Origin of the sequence: Pseudomonas alkylphenolica (assembly GCF_004025535.1) — a bacterium.
Lineage (GTDB): Bacteria > Pseudomonadota > Gammaproteobacteria > Pseudomonadales > Pseudomonadaceae > Aquipseudomonas > Aquipseudomonas alkylphenolica_A.
Genome location: NZ_QJRG01000044.1, coordinates 344626 through 364969 on the forward strand (window position 1 = coordinate 344626; position 20344 = coordinate 364969).

Here is a 20344-nt window from a genome sequence, read left to right on the forward strand (position 1 = left end):
CCGCGCGAGTACCCGTCATGTTCGAACGCTTGATTCAATTTGCCATCGAGCAGCGCCTGATGGTGCTGCTGGCCGTGCTGCTGATGGCCGGGCTGGGGGTGGCCAGCTATCAGAAGTTGCCGATCGATGCGGTCCCGGACATTACCAACGTCCAGGTGCAGATCAACACCCAGGCGGCGGGCTTTTCGCCGCTGGAAACCGAGCAGCGCATTACCTTTGCCATCGAGACCGCCATGGCCGGTTTGCCCGGCCTTGAACAGACCCGTTCGCTATCGCGCTCCGGGCTATCGCAGGTGACAGTTATTTTTGAAGAGGGCACCGACCTGTTCTTTGCCCGGCAACTGGTCAACGAGCGGCTGCAACAGGCTCGAGGACAATTGCCGGACGGCGTGGAAACGGCCATGGGACCGATCTCCACCGGTCTTGGCGAGATATTCCTGTGGACGGTGGAAGCCGCCGAGGATGCACGCAAAGAAGACGGTACGCCGTACACCCCGACAGACCTGCGAGAAATCCAGGACTGGATCATCAAGCCGCAATTGCGCAACGTTCGCGGTGTTGCAGAAATCAACACCATTGGCGGTTTTGCCAAGGAGTATCAGATTGCCCCTGATCCCAAGCGCCTGGCGTCCTACAAGCTGACCCTGGGTGATCTGCTTACTGCGCTGGAACGCAACAATGCCAACGTCGGTGCCGGCTACATCGAGCGTCGTGGCGAGCAATTGCTCATCCGCGCGCCGGGGCAACTGGCGGGGATCGACGATATTGCCAATATCGTCCTGGCCAACATCGACGGCACGCCCATCCGTGTGCGCAATGTCGCAGAGGTGGGCATCGGTAAAGAACTGCGCAGTGGTGCAGCGACTGAGAATGGTCGGGAAGTGGTGCTGGGCACCGTGTTCATGCTGATCGGTGAGAACAGCCGCACAGTCTCCCAGGCAGTGGCGCAAAAGCTGGTGGAGATCAACCGCTCGTTGCCGGTCGGGGTCAGTGCCGTGACGGTCTATGACCGTACCAACCTGGTCGACAAGGCCATCGCCACGGTGAAGAAAAACCTGATCGAAGGCGCGATCCTGGTCATCGTGATTCTGTTCCTGTTCCTTGGCAACATTCGCGCCGCGCTGATCACCGCGATGATCATTCCGCTGTCGATGCTGTTTACCTTCACCGGCATGTTCAGCAACAAGGTCAGCGCCAACCTGATGAGCCTGGGGGCGCTGGATTTCGGCATCATCGTCGATGGGGCAGTGGTGATCGTCGAAAACGCGATCCGTCGACTGGCTCACGCTCAGCAGCACCATGGTCGCTTGCTGACCCGCTCCGAGCGCTTTCATGAAGTCTTCAACGCCGCCCGCGAAGCACGTCGGCCACTGATTTATGGTCAGCTGATCATCATGGTGGTGTACCTGCCGATCTTTGCCCTGAGTGGGGTCGAGGGCAAGATGTTCCATCCGATGGCGTTCACCGTGGTGATTGCCCTGCTCGGCGCCATGCTGCTGTCGGTGACTTTCGTGCCGGCGGCCATTGCCCTGTTTGTCACGGGCAAGGTCAAGGAAGACGAGAACCTGCTGATGCGCAGTGCCAAGCGAGGCTATGCACCGCTGCTGCAGTGGGTCATGGGGCAGCGGCGCTTCGCCTTCAGCCTGGCCGCAGTGATGGTGCTGCTGTCGGGGGTGCTCGCCAGTCGCATGGGCAGCGAATTTGTGCCGAGCCTGAGCGAAGGTGATTTTGCCCTGCAGGCGTTGCGCGTTCCCGGCACCAGCCTGAGCCAGTCGGTGGCGATGCAGCAGCAACTGGAACAGAGTGTGTTGAGCCAGGTGCCTGAGGTCGAGCGGGTGTTTGCACGGACCGGGACTGCCGAGATCGCCTCGGACCCGATGCCACCGAACATTTCCGACAGCTATGTGATGCTCAAACCACGGGAGCAATGGCCCGATCCGGGCAAGTCGCGCGAGCAGTTGATCGCCGACATTCAGCGCGCCAGTGCCCGCGTGCCGGGCAGCAACTATGAGCTGTCGCAACCGATTCAGTTGCGTTTCAACGAGCTGATTTCCGGGGTGCGCAGCGATGTCGCGGTCAAGGTCTTCGGCGATGACATGGACCAGCTCAATCGCACTGCCGCGCAGATTGCCGCAACGTTGCAGGCGGTACCGGGCGCCTCGGAGGTCAAGGTCGAACAGACGTCGGGACTGCCGGTTCTGACCATTGAAGTCGACCGCGACAAGGCCGCTCGCTACGGGCTCAATGTCGGCGATGTGCAGGACACCATCGCCGTGGCTGTTGGCGGCCGCCAGGCCGGCGCCCTGTACCAGGGCGACCGTCGATTCGACATGGTGGTGCGTCTTTCCGATAACCTGCGTACCGACATCGATGGCCTCGCGCAGCTGTTGATTCCGGTGCCGGCGGGCAGTGCTGGCAATGGCCAGATCGGCTTTATCACCCTCGCCGATGTCGCCCGCCTGCAACTGGTCCAGGGCCCTAACCAGATCAGCCGCGAAGACGGCAAACGCCTGGTCGTGGTCAGTGCCAACGTGCGCGGCCGTGATATCGGCTCTTTTGTTGACGAGGCGGGCGCGCGCATCACCGGTCAGGTCAGTATTCCGGCGGGCTACTGGATACGCTGGGGCGGGCAGTTCGAGCAGTTGCAGTCGGCCGCACAACGCCTGCAGGTGGTGGTGCCGGTGGCCTTGCTGCTGGTGTTTGGCCTGCTCTTCATGATGTTCAACAACCTCAAGGACGGGTTGCTGGTGTTTACCGGTATTCCCTTCGCCTTGACCGGTGGGGTGGTGGCGCTGTGGCTGCGCGATATTCCGTTGTCGATATCGGCCGGGGTGGGCTTCATTGCCTTGTCCGGCGTGGCAGTGCTCAACGGTCTGGTGATGATCGCCTTTATCCGCGGCTTGCGCGAACAGGGACGGCCGTTGCGTATCGCCATCGATGAAGGCGCGTTGACCCGCTTGCGTCCGGTGCTGATGACTGCCCTGGTAGCGTCGCTGGGCTTCATCCCGATGGCGCTGGCGACAGGCACTGGTGCCGAGGTGCAGCGGCCGCTGGCAACTGTGGTAATCGGCGGCATTCTGTCGTCTACCGCATTGACCTTGTTGGTGCTGCCGGCGTTGTACTACTGGGCGCACCGCAAGGATGAAACGCAAGGCGTTGAATGACGAATCCCGGGGGTGTTGCAGGGCCTTTCTTGCAACACTGTAATGTCCGGCTCACCTTGCCGTTAGCTTGCCCTCCTTAAGATTGAAGCGTACCGACATTCAATCACGAGGTGAGCAACATGAGCCTGATCAAATATGTGCTGATGGGCGCACTGGCCCTGGGTAGCGGTTCCGCGTTGGCCGAAGGCGGCGCGGAACGTTCAAAACAGTTCTGGGAGAAATTCCGTCTGAGCCAGGAGCAGCTCCATGGCAAGAAGGATCAGGCGTTGGTCGCCGCCGACAAGCCCAAGCGCGACAACGCCCGGCAGCAGGTCGCCAAAGAGTAGCTCCATTCACCTTGGAAGCTCCCCTGCTCCTTTGGTAAAGGTGAATTTTCAGGCGCCCCTAACAGGCGCCTTTTTTTATGCCGGCAAAAGGGTGTTCTGCCCTTACTTGCGTGCTACCAGCACCGCACGACGTGGCGCAGGCAAGCCTTCGACGGTACGGCTGTGGTCGGCGGGGTCGAGGAAGTCGCTGAGTGACTGGTAGCGCATCCACTCCGTGCTGCGCTGTTCTTCGATACTGGTGACACTGACGTCGACGCAACGCACGTCGGTGAACCCGGCACGGCGCAGCCAACGCTCAAGGGCCGGTACCGAAGGCAGGAACCAGACGTTGCGCATTTGCGCGTAGCGATCTTCCGGGACCAGTACCTGATGTTCGTCGCCTTCGACCACCAGGGTTTCCAGTACCAGTTCACCGCCTTTTACCAGGCAGTCCTTGAGCGCCAGCAAGTGCTCGATGGGCGAGCGACGGTGGTAGAACACGCCCATGGAAAACACCGTGTCGAAGCCTTCGAGGTTGGCTGGCAAGTCTTCCAGGGCGAACGGCAGGTGCCAGGCCGGCAGTTCCGGCAGGTAGCGCTGAACCGCCTGGAACTGACAGAAGAACAACCAGTTGGGGTCGACACCGATCACGCTGTCGGCACCGGCGCCGAGCATGCGCCATTGGTAGTAGCCATTACCGCAGCCGACATCCAGCACGCGTTTGCCCTTGAGGTCCAGGTGCGGGGCGACCCGCGACCATTTCCAGTCCGATCGCCATTCGGTATCGACGTGCACGCCGAACAAATCGAACGGGCCCTTGCGCCATGGCGACAGCCCCATCAGGGCCTGGCGCATGCGTTCACGGGTATCGGCGTCGCAGTCGCAGTCCAGGTTCAGGCCGTTGACCAGCTCAACCTGGCTGGGGACCAGCGCCGGCAAGGCGTCCAGCGCGTTTTGCCAACGTTCCAGGTCGCCGTGACCTTTCTCCATCTTGGCGTCGAGTTGCGCTTGCAGGCCTTGCGACCATTGCGCCAGGGGAGTGCCCGCCAAGCGGCGGACCAGAGGGGAAAGATCAATCATGGCAGGGCAATCAACGAGGCAAAGTTAAGGCATTGGAACCAGGGCACGACGCTGGAAAAACCGGCCGCCAGCAAGCGTTCGCGGTGCTCTTCAAGGCTGTCGGGTTTCATCACGTTCTCGATGGCACTGCGCTTCTGGGCAATTTCCAGCTCGCTGTAGCCATTGGCGCGTTTGAAGGCGACATGCAGGTCGGTGAGCAGGGCGTGTTCTTGCGGGTCATTGAAACGCAGCTTTTCCGAGAGGATCAGCGCACCGCCCGGCAACAGCGATGCACGGATTCTGGCAAGCAGTTCCAGGCGTTGCTCCGGGGCGATGAATTGCAAGGTGAAGTTCATCGCCACCACAGAGGCGGGCGTGAAGTCCAGGGCGAGAATATCCCCTTCGATCACTTCGACCGGTAGCAATTCCTGGAACATCGAGTCCTGGGCATTGAGGTATTGCCGGCAACGCTCGACCATGGCCGCGGAGTTGTCGACCGCGATGACCCGGCAACCTTCGCTGCGCACGTGGCGGCGCAGCGCCTGGGTTACGGCGCCCAGCGAGCTGCCCAGGTCGTACAGGGCGGTGTTCGGTTGTGCAAATTGCGCCGCCAGCACGCCGAGGTTCTCGACAATGGTCGGGTACCCCGGCACCGAACGCTTGATCATGTCCGGGAACACCCGCACCACGTCTTCGTTGAAGGCAAAGTCGGGCACCTGGCCAAGAGGCTGGGCGAATAGGCGGTCAGGTTCTTTGCTCACGGGGGCAATCCAGGCATTGGGCGGTAAAAGGCGGGCATTTTAGCCAAACTGGCCGCCAGATGCATGGCCTGACTGACCAGCGCGGTCACTTCACCGTAATGACACAGTCGAAGGTCTGCACCGGGCGTACTTCCGGGGCCCAGGGCTGCTGATAAACCAATAGCAGATGGCCCTCTCCGGCGGCCTGGGCCTGGAAGCGCCATACCGATTGGCCGGCGCTGCCTACAACGCCGGCATCTTCCGGATGGCTGTACACCTCAGGCCCCAGGCTGCGCAGGATCCCGCTGGCGGGGTTTTGCACCAACCAACGATAGCCCGTGCTGGGGTTGCTGGGCAGCGTCAACGTCAGCGTTTGCTTTATCTCCAGGTGAACGGGGCACTGGCTGACCTTTTCCAGCTCCACGTTGCTGTGTTCGCCCGGCGTATGAGCGCAAGCCGCCAGAAGCAGGGGAAGGCCAAGGACTAGCAATTTGCAGTGGGTCTTCATTGACAATCCATTCATTCAGGCCGGTGGCTTTCAGGAAAGCCTGCCCTCTGCCGGGCAGCACTCAGCCGTAATAGTTTGAGGGTCCCAGGCCGGAGCGGCCTATGAAAAGGGACATGGATATGAGCAGCATACAAACAGATTTTGACACATTGCAGAAAGAGGCTGAACTCCTGCCCGGTAACCTTATTCAGGCGATGGCGGAGCGAGACGGTCCCGAGGAAGGCGGACTGACCCTGACACGTGAACACATTGTTACCCTCAATCAGTACGCCAACCATGTTTTCAGCCTGCCGACCGCCAATGACGCTGTGGTTCGCTGGCTGGGCTACACCACCATCGCCGAACCCGCGCTGATGCCCGCCAGGATGGGCGAGATGCACAAGCAGTTGCAGAAGCATGGGCGTAGTTGGACGACCCTTGCAGACAACAGCAAAAAACTCGGCTTCGAACTGGCTGCCAGTGCCAATGGCATCAACACAACGGGTGACGAAGTGTTGGTGATACTCGAAAGAACCGATGCCCTGGGCAAGCGCAGGGATGCATGGGACAGCCTTCGCTTCGATACGCCGGTCAGCCTTGACAGCGATGACAAACGCCGGGTTCTGGATCTGGTGGACTACATGGAAGTCCTGCGTGAAGACGTGAATCTGTTTGCTCGACGCGTGACGGCAGTAGGAGAGGAAGCCAAGCAGTTTCGAGATGAGGCGGTAGTAAAGCTGATTCCCTTGGTTGAGGAGAAGTCCGTAGCAATCAAGCGCCAGAAAACCAGTGGAGTAGTGGAACAGCTGCGTAAGGAACTGGTCGAGCTCGATAAAGAGATCACGCGCCTCGGAGCTGAGTATGACCAGTATGTCAAAGCGGCGCTTTCAGGTTTGGCCGCAGGGCCTTTAGGCGCCGTCATTACCGGCTCTATATATGGCAGTAAGGCGGAAAAAGTACGTAAGGAGCGCAACAAGCGTCAGGCCCTACGTGGTGAAGTGAGCCGGAAGCTCAAGTCTGCCATCCGGCTGGAAGGGCTTGTGGAGGAACTGGGTACTCACATGGGCCAGATGAGGACTCGGCTTGATGATGTTCAGACCGCCTCTAAACACCTGCATTCGGCCTGGCAGCTCATTGCTACTTACATCGATGAGTCGATTGCGCAACTGGAACGAATCGAATCCAATCAGGCACTTTACAGATTTGCGATGTTTTTCAAGCGCTTTATTGGTCAATGGAAAGGTATCGAAGACTCTGCAAAACATATGAATCGTGTGTTTGATGACGCCGCAGCTGCCAAATAAGGACGCCCTGTTATGAAAGATAATGTTGTCAGTCTTCACACCCGTCTGCGCACGCCGGAAATGACTAAGATATTGAGCGTTGCCTCTGCGTATTCAGGTTACTGGGAGAAGCGTACTTTCGATTTTCTACCGTTGTTGCATGCATCGGTGGAGCGGCACTACAAGGGCATTTTGAGGTGTGTAGAATATTTTGCCAAGAACTCTGAAGTTCTTGCGGTAAGTATAAAATCAGAAAATATCGAGCTCTTGCTTAATGACCTTAAGGCGAGTGCTGGTGATGCCGAGGAAGAAGAGTTTCTGCTGGAGGAGATTCAGCGCTCGCTGGCTAATATTGGCAATAAACTCGATGTGCTGCTGTCAGGGGTGGAGACTGCCACCAAGTCAATATCCAGCCTGCCAGTTTACGACGCCAGCCGCGATCATACGAATTACCAGGCTACTCGGACGCAATTGGCTGACCGCTTGCAGGCGATCTCCACTGCACTGACTGACAAGCGCGCAGAGCTTGCAGAGCTGGAGAGGGTAATTGGAGTCTTTGAGGCCAATGGCGTAGAAAAGGCGTTTGAGGGCAAGCTGCCAACGGTGGAGCAGGTCCAGGCGCTGGCTGCCTCTGGCGCTACTCCGGCCGGCGCAGCATTAGCGGTCGAGCAGGCCGTGGAGGCGTTGAACAAACTGTTGAGTGGCGTTCAGGAAGTGAAGCAGTACTCGCAGCTTCAAGGGCGCCGTCGTGCCTTGCAAACTGAAGTGAATGAATTGGTTGCTGAGCAACGTGAGCAGGAAAAACGGGGAGCGCAAATTGAGTCTTATTTGAATGCGCTTTCGGAATACAGCCCGCTGGTTGAAAAGCGCCTGGAGTGGCTGGCTGAGAAAAATCAGATTCGTGCGCATCTCACGACTGTTCGTAATCAGTTACGCAATAATGACTTGAAAGGTGCTGAGAGTGTTGAAGGTGTGAACAAGCTGTTGGCAGAACTGCTTATCTATGTGCGCCACATTGTAGCTGAGTTCAAAAAATCATTTTAGTTGATGAGGGGGTCAGGTTTCCGCCTGACACCCTTGATATTAGGGTGAGAGGACAGGTAGTCACATCTTTGGCGGTGAGAAACAGATGGATACGGATAAGGATCTGGAGTGGCAGCGACAGGCGAAGTGGTTGCCGGAAAATTTATTGAAAATAATGAATTCGGAGATGGATACCGGTGCTCTGACATTGTCACAAGCGCATGTACTTACTGTTCAGCAATATGTGCGGTATGTCAGAAGCTTGCCGAGTTCGCCGAACGATTTGATACGCTGCCTCAGTGTATCGGGGATGCTTGCTGATAAAGCATCTGTTTACAGCGCTTTGACCGGGGCTCCCGGGCTTGACCCAAGCAGCTTGCTTATATTCTATCGTCAGTTCAAAGAGCACGCTGACAGCTGGGAGGTGTTGTTCGCTACAAATTTGCGGCTGACCAGCGATTTAATAGCAGCGGCCTCCCAAATCGCGCGTACCGGATCAGACATACTTGAAGCCTGTGCACGCACCGACGCGTTGGGTAAACGACGAGACGCCTGGGACTCGCTGCAAGGTGGAGAATTAGCCCTGCTCAGCCCTGCGGATAGAGAAATCATTTCTTCTTTGCCCGCGCATGTGAACTCAATCAAACAATACATCACGACGTATTCTCTGCAGGTTGAACGTGTGCGTGCCGATGCCTCCCGCTTTTGTGATGAAGCCCGAACGCAGCTCATTCCTGTAACCCTGAGTAAATTGAAGGAGCTTGCGAGGCACCTGCGGCCATCCACAAAAATCGCGAGGCTGGACATGCCGGTACTCTCAACACTGCATCAGCGCACCACGTCCCAGTTAGATCATCTTCAGACGCTGGAGAGGCTGTTGCGAGAAACACTGACCGCTTCTTCACATTTTCATTCAGCCTGGCAAAGCTTATCCAGCTACATTGATATGTCGAATGAAAAGCTGCAGCAAATCACCACGGGCCAGCAATTGGCCAGATTCGCAATCTACTTTGGTCAGTTCCTCGGGCTGTGGGGCGCCATTGAGCAAAGTGCCCGTGAGATGAAGCACAAACTGACGCAGTTTCAAGGGTGAGCACAGTGGAGTAGCTCGCTGAGCGCCTGTCAGTAATGCGGGCCTATCTGGCCCGCATCTGGGTTAACCCTCAGTTGAACAGCACCTTGGCAACGTCACTGAAGCGTTTGGCAAAGTGCACGGTCAAGCCTTCCTTGAGGTAATCGGGCAGCTCTGCGAAGTCGCCACGGTTGGCCTCTGGCAGGATCAACTCGAAGATTTTCTGGCGCCGCGCAGCAATCACTTTTTCTCGTACCCCGCCAATGGGCAGCACCTGCCCAGTCAAGGTCAGTTCACCGGTCATGGCCACACCCTTTTTCGGCGCCTGGTCGCGGGCCAGGGACAACAGGGCGCTGGCCATGGTGACACCGGCGCTAGGCCCGTCTTTGGGGGTGGCGCCTTCGGGCACGTGCAGGTGGATGAAGGCTTCGTTGAAATAGGCCGGTTCGCCGCCGTACTTTTTGAGGTTGGCGCTGACATAGCTGTAAGCAATTTCGGCCGACTCTTTCATCACCTCACCCAACTGGCCGGTAAGCTTGAAGCCGCGGTTAAGGGTATGGATACGGGTTGCTTCGATGGGCAGGGTGGCGCCGCCCATACTGGTCCAGGCAAGGCCGGTGATGACGCCTTTGCCCGACAGCACCTGTTCGCTACGGAACACCGGCATGCCCAGCGACGATTCGAGGTCTTTGGGGGTGATCTTGATCGTCGCGTCCGGGTTTTCCAGCAGTTGCATCACCGCCTTGCGCACCAGTTTGCCCAGCTGTTTTTCCAGCTGACGCACACCGGCCTCGCGGGCATAGCCCTCGATCACGGTTCGCAGCGCGCCATCGGTGATGCTCAGGCTGGTCTTGGCCACGCCGGCCTTTTCCAGTTGCTTGGGCCAAAGGTGACGCTTGGCAATGGCCAGCTTCTCTTCGGTGATGTAGCCCGACAGGCGAATCACTTCCATGCGGTCGAGCAACGGTCCGGGGATCGAGTCCAGGGTGTTGGCGGTACACACGAACAGCACCTTGGACAGGTCCAGGCGCAGGTCCAGGTAATGATCGAGGAAGTCGATGTTCTGCTCGGGGTCGAGGGTCTCGAGTAATGCCGAGGCCGGGTCGCCCTGGTAGCTCTGGCCCATCTTGTCGATCTCATCGAGCATGATCACCGGGTTCATCACCTCCACATCCTTGAGCGCCTGCACCAGTTTGCCGGGCTGGGCGCCGATGTAGGTGCGGCGGTGGCCTTTGATTTCTGCCTCGTCGCGCATGCCGCCGACGCTGAAGCGATAGAACGGCCGGCCCAGGGATTCGGCGATGGATTTGCCGATGCTGGTTTTGCCGACACCAGGCGGCCCGACCAACAGAACGATGGAACCACTGATTTCACCTTTCCAGGCACCGATGGCGAGAAATTCGAGGATCCGGTCCTTGATGTCGTCGAGCCCGGCATGGTGTTGGTCGAGGACCTTGCGGGCGTGCTTGAGGTTGAGTTTGTCCTTGCCGTAGACACCCCACGGCAGTGCGGTGGCCCAGTCCAGGTAATTGCGGGTGACGGCGTATTCGGGCGAGCCGGTTTCAAGGATCGCCAGCTTGCCCATTTCGTCATCGATGCGCTTTTGCGCAGGGGCAGGCAGGGTCTTGCCCTGCAGGCGCTGTTCGAACTGTTCCAGGTCGGCGCTGCGGTCGTCTTTGGTGAGGCCCAGTTCCTGCTGGATGACCTTGAGCTGTTCCTTGAGGAAAAACTCGCGCTGGTGTTCGCCGATCTGCCGGTTCACTTCGGCGGAAATCTCGTTTTGCAGGTGCGCGACCTCGACTTCCTTGCGCAGCATCGGCAGGACTTTCTCCATGCGCTTGAGCATGGGCACGCAGTCGAGAACTTCCTGCAGCTGATTGCCGGTGGCGGAGGTCAGCGCAGCGGCAAAGTCGGTCAGTGGCGAAGGGTCGTTGGGGCTGAAGCGGTTGAGGTAGTTTTTCAGTTCTTCGCTGTACAGCGGATTGAGCGGCAGCAACTCTTTGATCGCATTGATCAGGGCCATGCCGTAAGCCTTGACCTCGTCGGTGGGTTCGCTCGGCTGGTGGGGGTATTCAACCTCGACCAGGTAGGGCGGACGATGGTGTTTGAGCCAGGTACGGATGCGCACCCGGGTCAGCCCCTGGGCGACGAATTGCAGTTTGCCGTTTTCGCGGCTGGCATGGTGAACCTTGACCAGGGTGCCGTAAAGCGGCAGGGCCGAGGTGTCGAAATGGCGGTGGTCTTCTGGCGGGGTGTCCATGAAGAACAGGGCCAGGGCGTGGTGCGGGGTCTTGGCGACCAGATCGAGGGTTTCCGCCCAGGGTTCTTCGTTGACGATCACCGGCAGGACTTGCGCCGGGAAGAACGGGCGGTTGTGAATCGGGATTACATAGACTTTGTCCGGCAGTTGCTGGCCGGGCAGGGCGAGGTGATGGCCGGTGTGTCGGGAGGCTTCAGGGTGCTCGACTTCGGCGTGGTCCTCGGGATGTTCGGGTAGATCCTGCTGATCGCTCATGGGGCACCTGCGTAAATGGCTATGGTGCTTAGATGGGGACTTAAGCTTCAGGCTTCAAGCTACAAGCCGCAAGTGGGGATTGCGGGGCTTGCAGCCTGTAGCCTGTAACGTGGCGCTAAGGCCTATTCCGCCAGCTTATAAGCGATGACATAGTCACCCATCTTGGTGCCCAGCGATCCGTGACCGCCGGCAGTCACCAGCACGTACTGCTTGCCGTCCTTGCCCGTGTAGGTCATCGGCGTGGCCTGGCCACCGGCCGGCAGGCGCGCTTTCCACAGCTCCTTGCCGGTGTTGGTGTTGTAGGCCCGCAGGTACTGATCCAGGGTGCCGCTGAGGAAGCCCAGGCCGCCAGCGGTGACGATGGAGCCGCCCATGCTCGGTACGCCAATCGGCAGGCCGATCGGGATCGGTGAGCTGTCACGGCTGGTACCGTTCTTGTGCTTCCACACCACCTGGTTGGTGGTCAGGTCGATACCGGCGACATAGCCCCAGGCTGGCGCCTGGCACGGTACGCCAAGCGGCGACATGAACGGGTGCATGATGACTGCATACGGTGCGCCGGTATTCGGCTGTACGCCGCTGGTCTCGCTCTCGCGCTTGCTGCCGGCAGCCACTTGCTCACGCGGTACCATCTTCGAGACGAAAGCCATGTAGTTTGGCGAGGTGAACAGCAGTTGACGCACCGGGTCGACCGAGACGCTGCCCCAGTTGAACACGCCAACGTTGCCGGGGTAGACCAGGCTGCCCTGCGTCGACGGCGGGGTGTACTGGCCTTCGTAGCGCAGCTCGCGGAACTGGATGCGGCAAAGCATCTGGTCGAACGGGCTGGCACCCCACATGGCTTGTTCGGTCAGGTCCGGGCCAAGCAGGTTGAGGTCCGAACGGGCCTGGGTCGGCGCAGTGTGATCGCCTTCTACAGCGCCTTGCGGCGCCGGAATTTCGCGAATCGGTACGATTGGCGTGCCGTCACGACGGTCCAGAACATACAGGCTGCCCTGTTTGGTCGGGGCGATCAGTGCAGGTTTGACGCCGTCGGCGGTCTTCAGGTCAAGCAGGGTAGGTTGGCTGCCGACGTCCATGTCCCACAGGTCGTGGTGGGTGAACTGGTAGTTCCAGCGGACTTTACCGTTGGCCAGGTCCAGCGCGACGATGCCGGCGCTGAACTTTTCCGCGCCCGGGGTACGGTCGGCGCCCCATTGGTCAGGGGTCTGATTACCGAGCGGCAGGAACACCATGCCGAGTTTTTCGTCGACACTGGCCAGCGACCACATGTTCGCCGAGTTACGGCTGTAGGTCTTGCCGGGTGCCAGCGGTGCGGTGTCGTCCGGGTTGTTGCTGTCCCAGTTCCACACCAGTCGGCCATCATGCACATCGTAGGCGCGGATGACGCCCGACGGCTCGTTGGTCGATTCGTTGTCGGTGACATGGCCGCCAATGATCACCAGTTCACGGGTGATGGCTGCCGGCGAGGTGGAGTAGTAGCCACCTGCGGTGAACGGGCCAATACCGGTGGTCAGGTCGATCACACCCTGGTTGCCGAAGCCTTCGCAGACCTTGCCGGTGTCGGCGTTCAGGGCGATCAGGCGTGCATCGGCGGTGGGCAGGTACAGGCGGCGCGGGCAAGACAGGGCTACGGCTTTGCCTGCGTCGGAGATCTTCGGCGCCGGGCTGCCATCAACGTTGACGTAGCTGTTCTCGTCGTAATACGAGACACCGCGGCAGGTCATGTGGGCAAAGCCTTTGAAGCCGACCGGGCTCTTGATCTGCGGGTCGAAACGCCAGATTTCAGCGCCGGTGTCCGGATCCAGGGCCAGCACTTTGCTGTGGGCGGTGCAGGCATAGAGCATGCCGTTGACCTTGAGCGGGGTGTTCTGGTTGGTCAGCTCCACCGGGTCGTTTTCGGTCGGCAGGTCACCGGTGCGAATACGCCAGGCTTCTTGTAGCTTGTGCACGTTGTCCGGGGTGATCTGGCGCAGCGGCGAATAGCGGTCACCAAACTCGGTGCGGCCATACGCCTGCCATTCGCCATCGGGCATTTGCGGGGCGGTGCTGGTCAGGCCGGTGCTGTCGCGACCGAGCTTGCCCTTGATTTCACCGGGATGGGTGAACTGGCTGGCAACGGCGGTGGCACCGGAGAGCACTACGGCCAGGCTGAGTAGAGCCGGGTTGATCTTGGTGGGGTTACCCTTAAGCGGACGACGCGCCCATGGCAGCAGCAACACCACGCCCAAGGCGAACCACAGGGCCAGGCGTGGCACCAGTTGCCACCAGTCCAGGCCGACTTCCCATAGAGCCCACAGGGTGCTGCCCAGCAGGACCAGGCCGTACAGGCCCAGGGCAGTGCGCTGCAGTGCCAGCAAGAGAATGCCCGACAGGGCAAAGCCAATACCGGCGATCAGGTAGTACAGCGACCCGCCAAGCTGGCTCAGCTTGATGCCGCCCGCGAACAGGGCCAGGCCCATCAGTAGCAGCAGCACGCCCAGCAGGCGTGGCAGCCAGCGGGTTCTACTCAAGGCACCATCAGTGCTCATCGTGTGTTCTCCGTTAGGTCAAAAGGTTGATTAAAAACTGCTTTGAATCTTGAGCCCGCCGATCAATGCGTCGTCGACCTGGTGCACCCCACCGGGGTGGCGGATGTACTGCAGGTTCGGGCGCACCGTCAGCCAGTCGGCCAGGTGTATGCCGTAATACAGCTCGGCGCTGTACTCGGTGTCCTGGATCGGACGGAACAGGGGATCGTTGTAGTCGCTGACGCCGTTGGCTTCATTGAGTGCCTTGGCGTTCTTGCGGTAGGCAGGGTTGACGTGCACGCGGGCCAGGGCGAAGCCGATATCGTCCTTGGCGCGGGCGTCGAAAGGCCCCTTGTACACCACACCTGCCTGAACATAGTTGTCGATGGCATTGGTCTTCTTGTCGTGCAGGGTGGCGTTGGCGAATACGCTCAGGCCACGGGAGTGGTCGGAAGCTATCGACGTCACCTGCTGCTGGGCGCCGAGCCAGAAGCCGTGTTTGCTCGAACTGCTGCGATATGCCTGGCCACTCAGCGCTGCCGGTTGGTCGTTGCTGTCTTTATAGACATCAGTTGCCTTGGCATTACTGTAGTAGTAACCGGCGCGATATTCCCCTTTCAGGCCATCAAGTGTCGGCGTCCACACCAGTTCGATCGGCATTACTGCACCCTGGGTGCCACTGCCGCTGAGCTTGAAGCCGTTGCCTCGGTCGAGGTTCGAGGGGTTTTGCTCGTAGGCACCGATCTGCGCGTAGAGCTCGGGAGAGAGGTTGTATTTGACCCGCAGCGCCCACTGGCTGACCGGCCAGTTGTACCAGATGTCACCGGCCCAGTTGCCGACCTGCGAGCCGCAGAAGGCGAGGTTCTGGAAGTCGCAGGGGAAGCTGTTGAAGTCTTCGCCCTGGCCGAAGCGGCCAAACTTCACATCCAGTGCACCATCGAAGTATTTCTGCTTGATCCACATTTGGGTCAGGCGCCAGGTCTGGCCGCGCCCCCAGACTTCCTGGGCCGAAGTGAACCCACCCACGCGCGGGTCGTTGATACGGTCGTTGCTGATGTTGTCGCCATGGCGCTGGGTGACGGTCAACTGGAACTCGGTGTCATGCCAACCGAGGATTTTCTGCAGGTCCAGGTGTGTACCGAGGGCGAACTGGCCACTGTAGCGCGCGGTTTGGTTGTCGTCGTAGCCGCCGTGCAGGTTGGCGCCCATTTCGCCGGTGTAGCCGAGAGTGAAGTCGTAGCCGCGTTCAGCCAGCTCCGTGCGGGTGCCGCCCCAATCGCCGAGCATCCATGGCGAGTCGCTGGCGAACATCGCATCAGCCTGGGTACAGGGGGCAAGGCTGGCGATGGCCAGACCCGAAAGCAGTGTCCGGGTGGCGGGAGAAAGGCGGAAACGATGAATCTGAGGCATGAGATAGCGCTATCTTTTGATTGTTGAGTAAACGGCAAGGGCGCCGGGTCCTGAGGATCTTCGGCGATAAGGCGGTCAGGGGATTTGACTGAAGCGGTTCAGCTTGCGGCGGAGAGGATATAGCTGAATTTGTAAGAAAAAAAGTCAATTCAACAAGAGGGATCGTTGCCGGATTGGTAACAGTCCAGGTGGGAGCGTGCTCCCACACAGACAGTTGGCTTAGAAGGATGTACGCAGACCTACCTCGATACTGCGCCCCGGCGCCGGTGCGATGTCACGCAAAATGGAGCTGGCATAGCGCACCGTCTGGTCCGTGAGGTTCTCACCGCGCACAAACGCCAACCACTCACTCTGACCGATATCGAACCGGTAACCGACGCTGGCACCGAGGGTGGTGTAGCCATCGGTGCTGGTTTCATTGTCCGGTTTGCGATGCTGGGCGCTGGCATGCTGAACATCGACACGCGCCTGCCAACGTTCCAGTTCCCACAGCAGGCCACTGTTCAATCGCAGGGGCGCGATACGGGGCAAGTCCTCACCGCTGTCCAGATTTTTGGCCCGCGTGTAGTCGCCCGACAACTCCAGGGCGAAACTCCCCAGCCGGTTTTGCGTCAACTGCCAGCGGTCCTGGGCTTCAATACCGTAGAAGCGCGCACGCACCCCCTTGTACAGGTACTCGGGCATGTCACCGCCGTGGTCATGGTCGTGGTCCTCGTCACCGTGATCATGCTCGTGCCCTTCACGCATTTCGCCACTGGCCAGCAGGCCGATGTAGTTGCGGAAATGGCTGTAGAACACGCCGACACTGCCTTTGTGCACGCCGTTGTCGAAGCGCAGTGCCAGGTCGCTGGAAATGGCTTTTTCCTTACCCAGGTCCGGATCGCCGACTTCATAAGTGCCGGTGGCGACGTGGGCACCATTGGCATACAACTCGTAGAAGGTCGGGGCTCGCTCGGTGTAACCCAAGGTTGCCGCCAGCGACCAGACTGGCGTCAGCTCGTACACCGCGCCGGACGACAGGCTGGCAGCGGTGAAGCTGCTGGTGCTGTCAGCGTGGGCAAAGCGCTCACTGCCCAGGCTGTCGGGGTCGACCCGGGTATGTTCCAGGCGTCCGCCCAGGCTCAGGTTCAGGCGTTCAGTGGCTTGCCACTGTTCGAGCATGAACAGCGCCAGGCTGTCGGTATCGGTCTGCGGGACGAATGCCTCTTCGCCTAATGCCGAGAACTCGCTGCGGGTTACTTGCGCGCCAACCATACCCTCGACGGGCCCGAAAGGTTGATGCCGGGCTTCTACCCGTGCCTCGTAGCCCTTGTTCTTGAACGTGGTGTGTACCTCGCCGCCCTCGAGCTCACGGTGCTGGTAATCGGTGTAGCCGACGTCGAATTTCAGCGCACTGAACGGGCCGTCCAGATCGCGCAGTTCCGAGGCGAAGCCATAGTGATCCTGTTGCATGTCCAGGCGCACACCGGGCTCTGCGACCGAACCGTAGTTGGCGTCGTAACGGCTATAGGACAGCCCCGCGTAGCCGTGGTCCCAGTGATAGGCACCGCCCAGTGCGCCACCGTCCTGGCGGCCGTCGCTGTTCTCCAGGCGGTGGCGCGAGCCCGGTTCGTCAGCGTTACGCACGTTGCCACTGCGGGCGTAACCGGGAATGCGCAGGTCGTTGAACTGGCGGCTGTTGGCATCCAGGTGCAAGGCAAAGCGACCATCACCCGCCTCGAGTTTGCCCGCACTGCTGCGGGTGGTGTCGGCGCCTCCGTAACGCAGTTCGCCAGCGCCGTGGATACCGTCGATGGGGGCAGTCGGGATGCGGTTGTCAAAGCTGTTGACCACGCCGCCGACGGCATTACCACCGTAGAGCAGGGCGGCCGGGCCGCGGACGATCTCGATGCGCTCCACGGTCGCCGGGTCCAAAGGCACTGCGTGGTCGTAAGACAGGGACGAGGCATCCAGGGCGCCGACGCCATTGCGCAGAATGCGGATGCGATCGCCATCCAGGCCCCGGATCACCGGGCGGCTGGCGCCGGGACCGAACCAGGTTGAGGCAACGCCTGGCTGGTTGTTCAGGGTTTGCCCGAGGCTGCCTTTTTGTTGCAGGGCAAGGGTATCGCCTGCAAGTACGGTCGTCGGTGCGGCCAGTTGGCTGTTGCCGAGCGGGTTGGCGGTGATGACCTGAGGTTCAAGCTCCACCGCCTGGCCTAGCGGTGAAGTGAAATACAGTGCGGCGGCGAGCGGCGAAAGTCGAAGGGGGAAGTGACGCATGGGCAACGAGGGTCCTTGGCAGTGTCATAGTATTGATACAATATAACATTGCTAATTCGATTTAAACGCCCTTGCGCTGACCAGAGCCTTTGCGCGCACTAGACTGTCAGCTGAAAGCGCCTTGAAAGTTGAAATGTCTGAAGACTTGCAACCCGACCCTGGGCTAAGGTGCGCACCTTTGATTCGCTGGAGCACAGGCATGACCACCGCCAACCCCAATCCGCTGCATGGCGTGACCCTGGAGCAGATCCTCACCGCCCTGGTAGCGCACTACCAATGGGAAGGGCTGGCCGAGCGTATCGACATCCGCTGTTTCAAAGCTGACCCCAGTATCAAGTCCAGCCTGACCTTTTTGCGCCGCACGCCCTGGGCACGGGAGAAGGTCGAGCGTTTGTACCTGAAGCTACAGCGCGGTCGTTAAGCCCATGGCCCGGCGCGAGGTCGTGATCGGCCTGGCGGCCTGTCTGGGCTGGAGTGCGCTGGCCATCCAGATGTATCTGGTATTTTTCGCGCGTTGGCAGGAGCAGGCGAGCCTGATTGGTGGCCTGATCAATTTCTTCAGCTACTTCACGGTGTTGACTAATACCCTGGTGGCGGTAGTGCTCAGCCAGGCAGCTTTCGGCAAGGCGTCTGCAGCGCGGCGCTTTTTCCTCGCCCCGGCCGTCAGTTCGGGGATCGCTGCCAGCATCATTCTGGTTGGCCTGGCCTACAGCCTTTTGTTACGTCACTTGTGGCATCCGCAAGGTTGGCAGTGGCTGGCCGATGAGTTGCTGCATGATGTGATGCCGCTATTGTTCGTCGCCTATTGGTGGTGCTGCGTGGATAAAGGCAGCCTGCGCCTGAAGCATCTGGCGCTGTGGTTGCTGTATCCGCTGGGGTATTTTGCCTTTGCGCTGCTGCGCGGGCATTCGATCGGGGTCTATCCCTATCCGTTCATAGACGTGAGCAAACTGGGGTATGCGCAGGTGGTCTTTAACGCCTTGTCGATCCTGTTCGGCTTCATTGCCATCGGTGGAGTGATACTGGCGCTGGACCATTGGCAGGGCGGGCGCCTGGCCAAGGCCAGGACGCAACCCTGAAGTGCCGGTTCACTCGTCATCGTGCGGGTCGAGGTGCCAGTAGGCGGCGGCCTTGATCAGGTCTTCGTTGACGCCTTTGTCGTCGATCAACAGACGTTTGGTTTTACGCGTCAGGGCTTTTTCCAGGGCGACCCAGGTGTACAGCTGACCTTCAGGCAGGGTCAGGTTCTTCACCACCTCCAGCAGATCTTGCTGATGACGCTGTACCCAGATCACTTCCAGTTGCGCCTGAGTCAGCAGTGGCTGTTGCTCTTGGGCATCTTCAATTTCGATCACCGCCAGCACCTTGCGGGTGGCCGGCAGTTCTTCCAGGCGCCGGGCGATGGCCGGGATCGCCGTTTCATCGCCGATCAGCAGGTAGCTGTCGAAAATATCCGGTACCACCATCGAGCTACGCGGGCCGGCGATGTTGAGGAGCTGTCCGGCTTGCGCCTGAGCGGCCCAGGTCGAAGCAGGGCCATCGCCGTGCAAGACAAAGTCGATGTCCAGTTCACCGGCCGCCAGGTCAATACGGCGTGGGGTGTATTCGCGCATGGTCGGGCGCACGCCCTCGTTGCCCATGTCAAAACCATCCAGTGCGGCCTGTTCTTCAGGCGAGCAGGCGAACAGCAGTTTGATGTGGTCATCGCTGCCGAGGCTGATGAACCCCTCGAGTTGCTCACCGCCGAGGGTGATGCGGCGCATGCGTGGGGTCAGGTCGGTGACGCGCAGCACTTGCAGGCGGCGGCGTTTGATCTCGTGGTTGACGCGGTGAATCGTGGCGTTGTCGTTGACACTCATTCGGCATGCTCCGAGGGGGTTGCAGTGGGGCCGGCAACGATGGCTTTGGCGGTGTTGTTGATCAGGGTACGGACGCGTTCGATCTCTTGCGGGTTCCAGCGACCGCTGTGCATTTGCAAGGCATGGCGCAGGTTGTGGATCGCTTCGTGGATTTCTTGCGGGCGATCGTGGCCGACCAGCGAGCGCTTGCTCACTTCAATGCGCATGCGCACGCCATCCAGGGCGACGGCTTGCTCGGCCAGTGACTCAAGGCCGGCCGGGGTGACGCTGTAGAGTTTCTTGCTGCCGTGCGGCTGGCTGACGATCAAGTCGCTCTCTTCTAAGAAGGTCAACGTCGGATAAATCACGCCAGGGCTTGGGCTGTAGTGGCCGCCAAACAGGCCTTCGATCTGGCGGATAAGGTCGTAGCCATGACACGGCTGCTCGGCCAGCATCGACAGCAGCAGCAGTTTCAGGTCGCCGGGGGCAAAGACCCGTGGGCCGCGGTCGCCACGTTCGCGGCTGTGGCGGCGTTCGAAACCGTCGTGGCGTTCGCCAGGGTCACGATGAGGGTGGTGGGGGTGATGTTCACGCATGGAAGTCTCCCGTTGCGTTAGATGTATCTTCAGATAGTACTCAAGATATATCTTAAAGCAAGCGTGGTCGTGAGAATTAT

The 20344-nt window shown here is 59.9% G+C and carries 16 protein-coding genes; 7 read left to right on the forward strand and 9 right to left on the reverse strand.

Annotated features, from left to right (window positions below; translation table 11 throughout):
* The first annotated feature begins 17 nt into the window (after window positions 1-17).
* Both DM813_RS14355 and DM813_RS14360 read left to right on the forward strand, forming a co-directional pair.
* Complete coding sequence (locus DM813_RS14355) at window positions 18-3164, forward strand: CusA/CzcA family heavy metal efflux RND transporter (protein ID WP_128324054.1); 3147 nt, start codon at window positions 18-20, stop codon at window positions 3162-3164.
* 119 nt (window positions 3165-3283) lie between these two features.
* On the forward strand, window positions 3284-3490 hold the full coding sequence (locus DM813_RS14360; protein ID WP_128324055.1) for a hypothetical protein: 207 nt from the start codon (window positions 3284-3286) through the stop codon (window positions 3488-3490).
* Window positions 3491-3592: 102 nt separating this feature from the next.
* Here the strand turns inward: DM813_RS14360 and cmoB are convergent, their stop codons facing one another.
* The 3 genes from cmoB to DM813_RS14375 form a co-directional block, all read right to left on the reverse strand.
* The gene (cmoB, locus tag DM813_RS14365) at window positions 3593-4549 is read right to left on the reverse strand and encodes a tRNA 5-methoxyuridine(34)/uridine 5-oxyacetic acid(34) synthase CmoB (protein WP_128324056.1); all 957 of its coding nucleotides are present in this window, start codon (window positions 4547-4549) and stop codon (window positions 3593-3595) included.
* Window positions 4546-5289: a carboxy-S-adenosyl-L-methionine synthase CmoA gene (cmoA, locus tag DM813_RS14370; RefSeq protein ID WP_128324057.1), complete on the reverse strand. Its 744-nt coding sequence runs from the start codon at window positions 5287-5289 to the stop codon at window positions 4546-4548. Before cmoA ends, cmoB begins: the two co-directional genes overlap by 4 nt.
* An 85-nt stretch (window positions 5290-5374) precedes the next feature.
* Window positions 5375-5776, reverse strand: a complete 402-nt coding sequence (locus tag DM813_RS14375) for a protease inhibitor I42 family protein (RefSeq protein ID WP_128324058.1) — start codon at window positions 5774-5776, stop codon at window positions 5375-5377.
* Window positions 5777-5895: 119 nt separating this feature from the next.
* Between DM813_RS14375 and DM813_RS14380 the strand changes: the two genes are divergently transcribed.
* The 3 genes from DM813_RS14380 (at window position 5896) to DM813_RS14390 (ending at window position 9154) form a co-directional block, all read left to right on the forward strand.
* Complete coding sequence (locus DM813_RS14380) at window positions 5896-7059, forward strand: alpha-xenorhabdolysin family binary toxin subunit A (RefSeq protein ID WP_128324059.1); 1164 nt, start codon at window positions 5896-5898, stop codon at window positions 7057-7059.
* 12 nt (window positions 7060-7071) lie between these two features.
* Window positions 7072-8082 carry an alpha-xenorhabdolysin family binary toxin subunit B gene (locus tag DM813_RS14385; RefSeq protein ID WP_128324060.1) on the forward strand — a complete coding sequence of 337 codons (1011 nt, stop codon included), beginning with the start codon at window positions 7072-7074 and terminating at the stop codon, window positions 8080-8082.
* Between the two features lie 85 nt (window positions 8083-8167).
* Window positions 8168-9154: a hypothetical protein gene (locus DM813_RS14390; RefSeq protein ID WP_128324061.1), complete on the forward strand. Its 987-nt coding sequence runs from the start codon at window positions 8168-8170 to the stop codon at window positions 9152-9154.
* Between the two features lie 70 nt (window positions 9155-9224).
* Here DM813_RS14390 and lon read toward each other — a convergent pair whose 3' ends face one another.
* The 4 genes from lon to DM813_RS14410 all read right to left on the reverse strand — a co-directional run bounded on the left by lon (window position 9225) and on the right by DM813_RS14410 (window position 17830).
* Window positions 9225-11648: an endopeptidase La gene (lon, locus tag DM813_RS14395; protein WP_128324062.1), complete on the reverse strand. Its 2424-nt coding sequence runs from the start codon at window positions 11646-11648 to the stop codon at window positions 9225-9227.
* Between the two features lie 122 nt (window positions 11649-11770).
* Window positions 11771-14179: a glucose/quinate/shikimate family membrane-bound PQQ-dependent dehydrogenase gene (locus DM813_RS14400; RefSeq protein WP_128324063.1), complete on the reverse strand. Its 2409-nt coding sequence runs from the start codon at window positions 14177-14179 to the stop codon at window positions 11771-11773.
* Window positions 14180-14209: 30 nt separating this feature from the next.
* Window positions 14210-15568: a carbohydrate porin gene (locus DM813_RS14405; protein ID WP_128324064.1), complete on the reverse strand. Its 1359-nt coding sequence runs from the start codon at window positions 15566-15568 to the stop codon at window positions 14210-14212.
* A 219-nt stretch (window positions 15569-15787) separates the two neighbouring features.
* On the reverse strand, window positions 15788-17830 hold the full coding sequence (locus DM813_RS14410) for a TonB-dependent receptor (RefSeq protein ID WP_128324065.1): 2043 nt from the start codon (window positions 17828-17830) through the stop codon (window positions 15788-15790).
* Window positions 17831-18029: 199 nt separating this feature from the next.
* Between DM813_RS14410 and DM813_RS14415 the strand changes: the two genes are divergently transcribed.
* Together DM813_RS14415 and DM813_RS14420 are read left to right on the forward strand one after the other, a co-directional pair.
* On the forward strand, window positions 18030-18251 hold the full coding sequence (locus DM813_RS14415) for a VF530 family DNA-binding protein (RefSeq protein WP_128324066.1): 222 nt from the start codon (window positions 18030-18032) through the stop codon (window positions 18249-18251).
* A gap of 4 nt (window positions 18252-18255) precedes the next feature.
* Window positions 18256-18909 carry a Pr6Pr family membrane protein gene (locus DM813_RS14420; RefSeq protein WP_128324067.1) on the forward strand — a complete coding sequence of 218 codons (654 nt, stop codon included), beginning with the start codon at window positions 18256-18258 and terminating at the stop codon, window positions 18907-18909.
* 9 nt (window positions 18910-18918) lie between these two features.
* Here DM813_RS14420 and DM813_RS14425 read toward each other — a convergent pair whose 3' ends face one another.
* Both DM813_RS14425 and DM813_RS14430 read right to left on the reverse strand, forming a co-directional pair.
* On the reverse strand, window positions 18919-19689 hold the full coding sequence (locus tag DM813_RS14425; RefSeq protein ID WP_128324068.1) for a siderophore-interacting protein: 771 nt from the start codon (window positions 19687-19689) through the stop codon (window positions 18919-18921).
* Window positions 19686-20264 carry a PadR family transcriptional regulator gene (locus DM813_RS14430; RefSeq protein ID WP_128324069.1) on the reverse strand — a complete coding sequence of 193 codons (579 nt, stop codon included), beginning with the start codon at window positions 20262-20264 and terminating at the stop codon, window positions 19686-19688. The genes DM813_RS14425 and DM813_RS14430 overlap by 4 nt, the downstream gene beginning before the upstream one ends.
* Window positions 20265-20344: the final 80 nt, after the last annotated feature.

Excerpts from the sequence above, each read along its gene's own strand:
- DM813_RS14355 (WP_128324054.1), top strand. The coding sequence starts at position 18 with ATGTTCGAACGCTTGATTCAATTTGCCATCGAGCAGCGCCTGATGGTG.
- DM813_RS14360 (WP_128324055.1), top strand. The coding sequence starts at position 3,284 with ATGAGCCTGATCAAATATGTGCTGATGGGCGCACTGGCCCTGGGTAGC.
- cmoB (WP_128324056.1), bottom strand. The coding sequence starts at position 4,549 with ATGATTGATCTTTCCCCTCTGGTCCGCCGCTTGGCGGGCACTCCCCTG.
- DM813_RS14375 (WP_128324058.1), bottom strand. The coding sequence starts at position 5,776 with ATGAAGACCCACTGCAAATTGCTAGTCCTTGGCCTTCCCCTGCTTCTG.
- DM813_RS14380 (WP_128324059.1), top strand. The coding sequence starts at position 5,896 with ATGAGCAGCATACAAACAGATTTTGACACATTGCAGAAAGAGGCTGAA.
- DM813_RS14385 (WP_128324060.1), top strand. The coding sequence starts at position 7,072 with ATGAAAGATAATGTTGTCAGTCTTCACACCCGTCTGCGCACGCCGGAA.
- DM813_RS14390 (WP_128324061.1), top strand. The coding sequence starts at position 8,168 with ATGGATACGGATAAGGATCTGGAGTGGCAGCGACAGGCGAAGTGGTTG.
- lon (WP_128324062.1), bottom strand. The coding sequence starts at position 11,648 with ATGAGCGATCAGCAGGATCTACCCGAACATCCCGAGGACCACGCCGAA.
- DM813_RS14400 (WP_128324063.1), bottom strand. The coding sequence starts at position 14,179 with ATGAGCACTGATGGTGCCTTGAGTAGAACCCGCTGGCTGCCACGCCTG.
- DM813_RS14405 (WP_128324064.1), bottom strand. The coding sequence starts at position 15,568 with ATGCCTCAGATTCATCGTTTCCGCCTTTCTCCCGCCACCCGGACACTG.
- DM813_RS14410 (WP_128324065.1), bottom strand. The coding sequence starts at position 17,830 with ATGCGTCACTTCCCCCTTCGACTTTCGCCGCTCGCCGCCGCACTGTAT.
- DM813_RS14415 (WP_128324066.1), top strand. The coding sequence starts at position 18,030 with ATGACCACCGCCAACCCCAATCCGCTGCATGGCGTGACCCTGGAGCAG.
- DM813_RS14420 (WP_128324067.1), top strand. The coding sequence starts at position 18,256 with ATGGCCCGGCGCGAGGTCGTGATCGGCCTGGCGGCCTGTCTGGGCTGG.
- DM813_RS14425 (WP_128324068.1), bottom strand. The coding sequence starts at position 19,689 with ATGAGTGTCAACGACAACGCCACGATTCACCGCGTCAACCACGAGATC.
- DM813_RS14430 (WP_128324069.1), bottom strand. The coding sequence starts at position 20,264 with ATGCGTGAACATCACCCCCACCACCCTCATCGTGACCCTGGCGAACGC.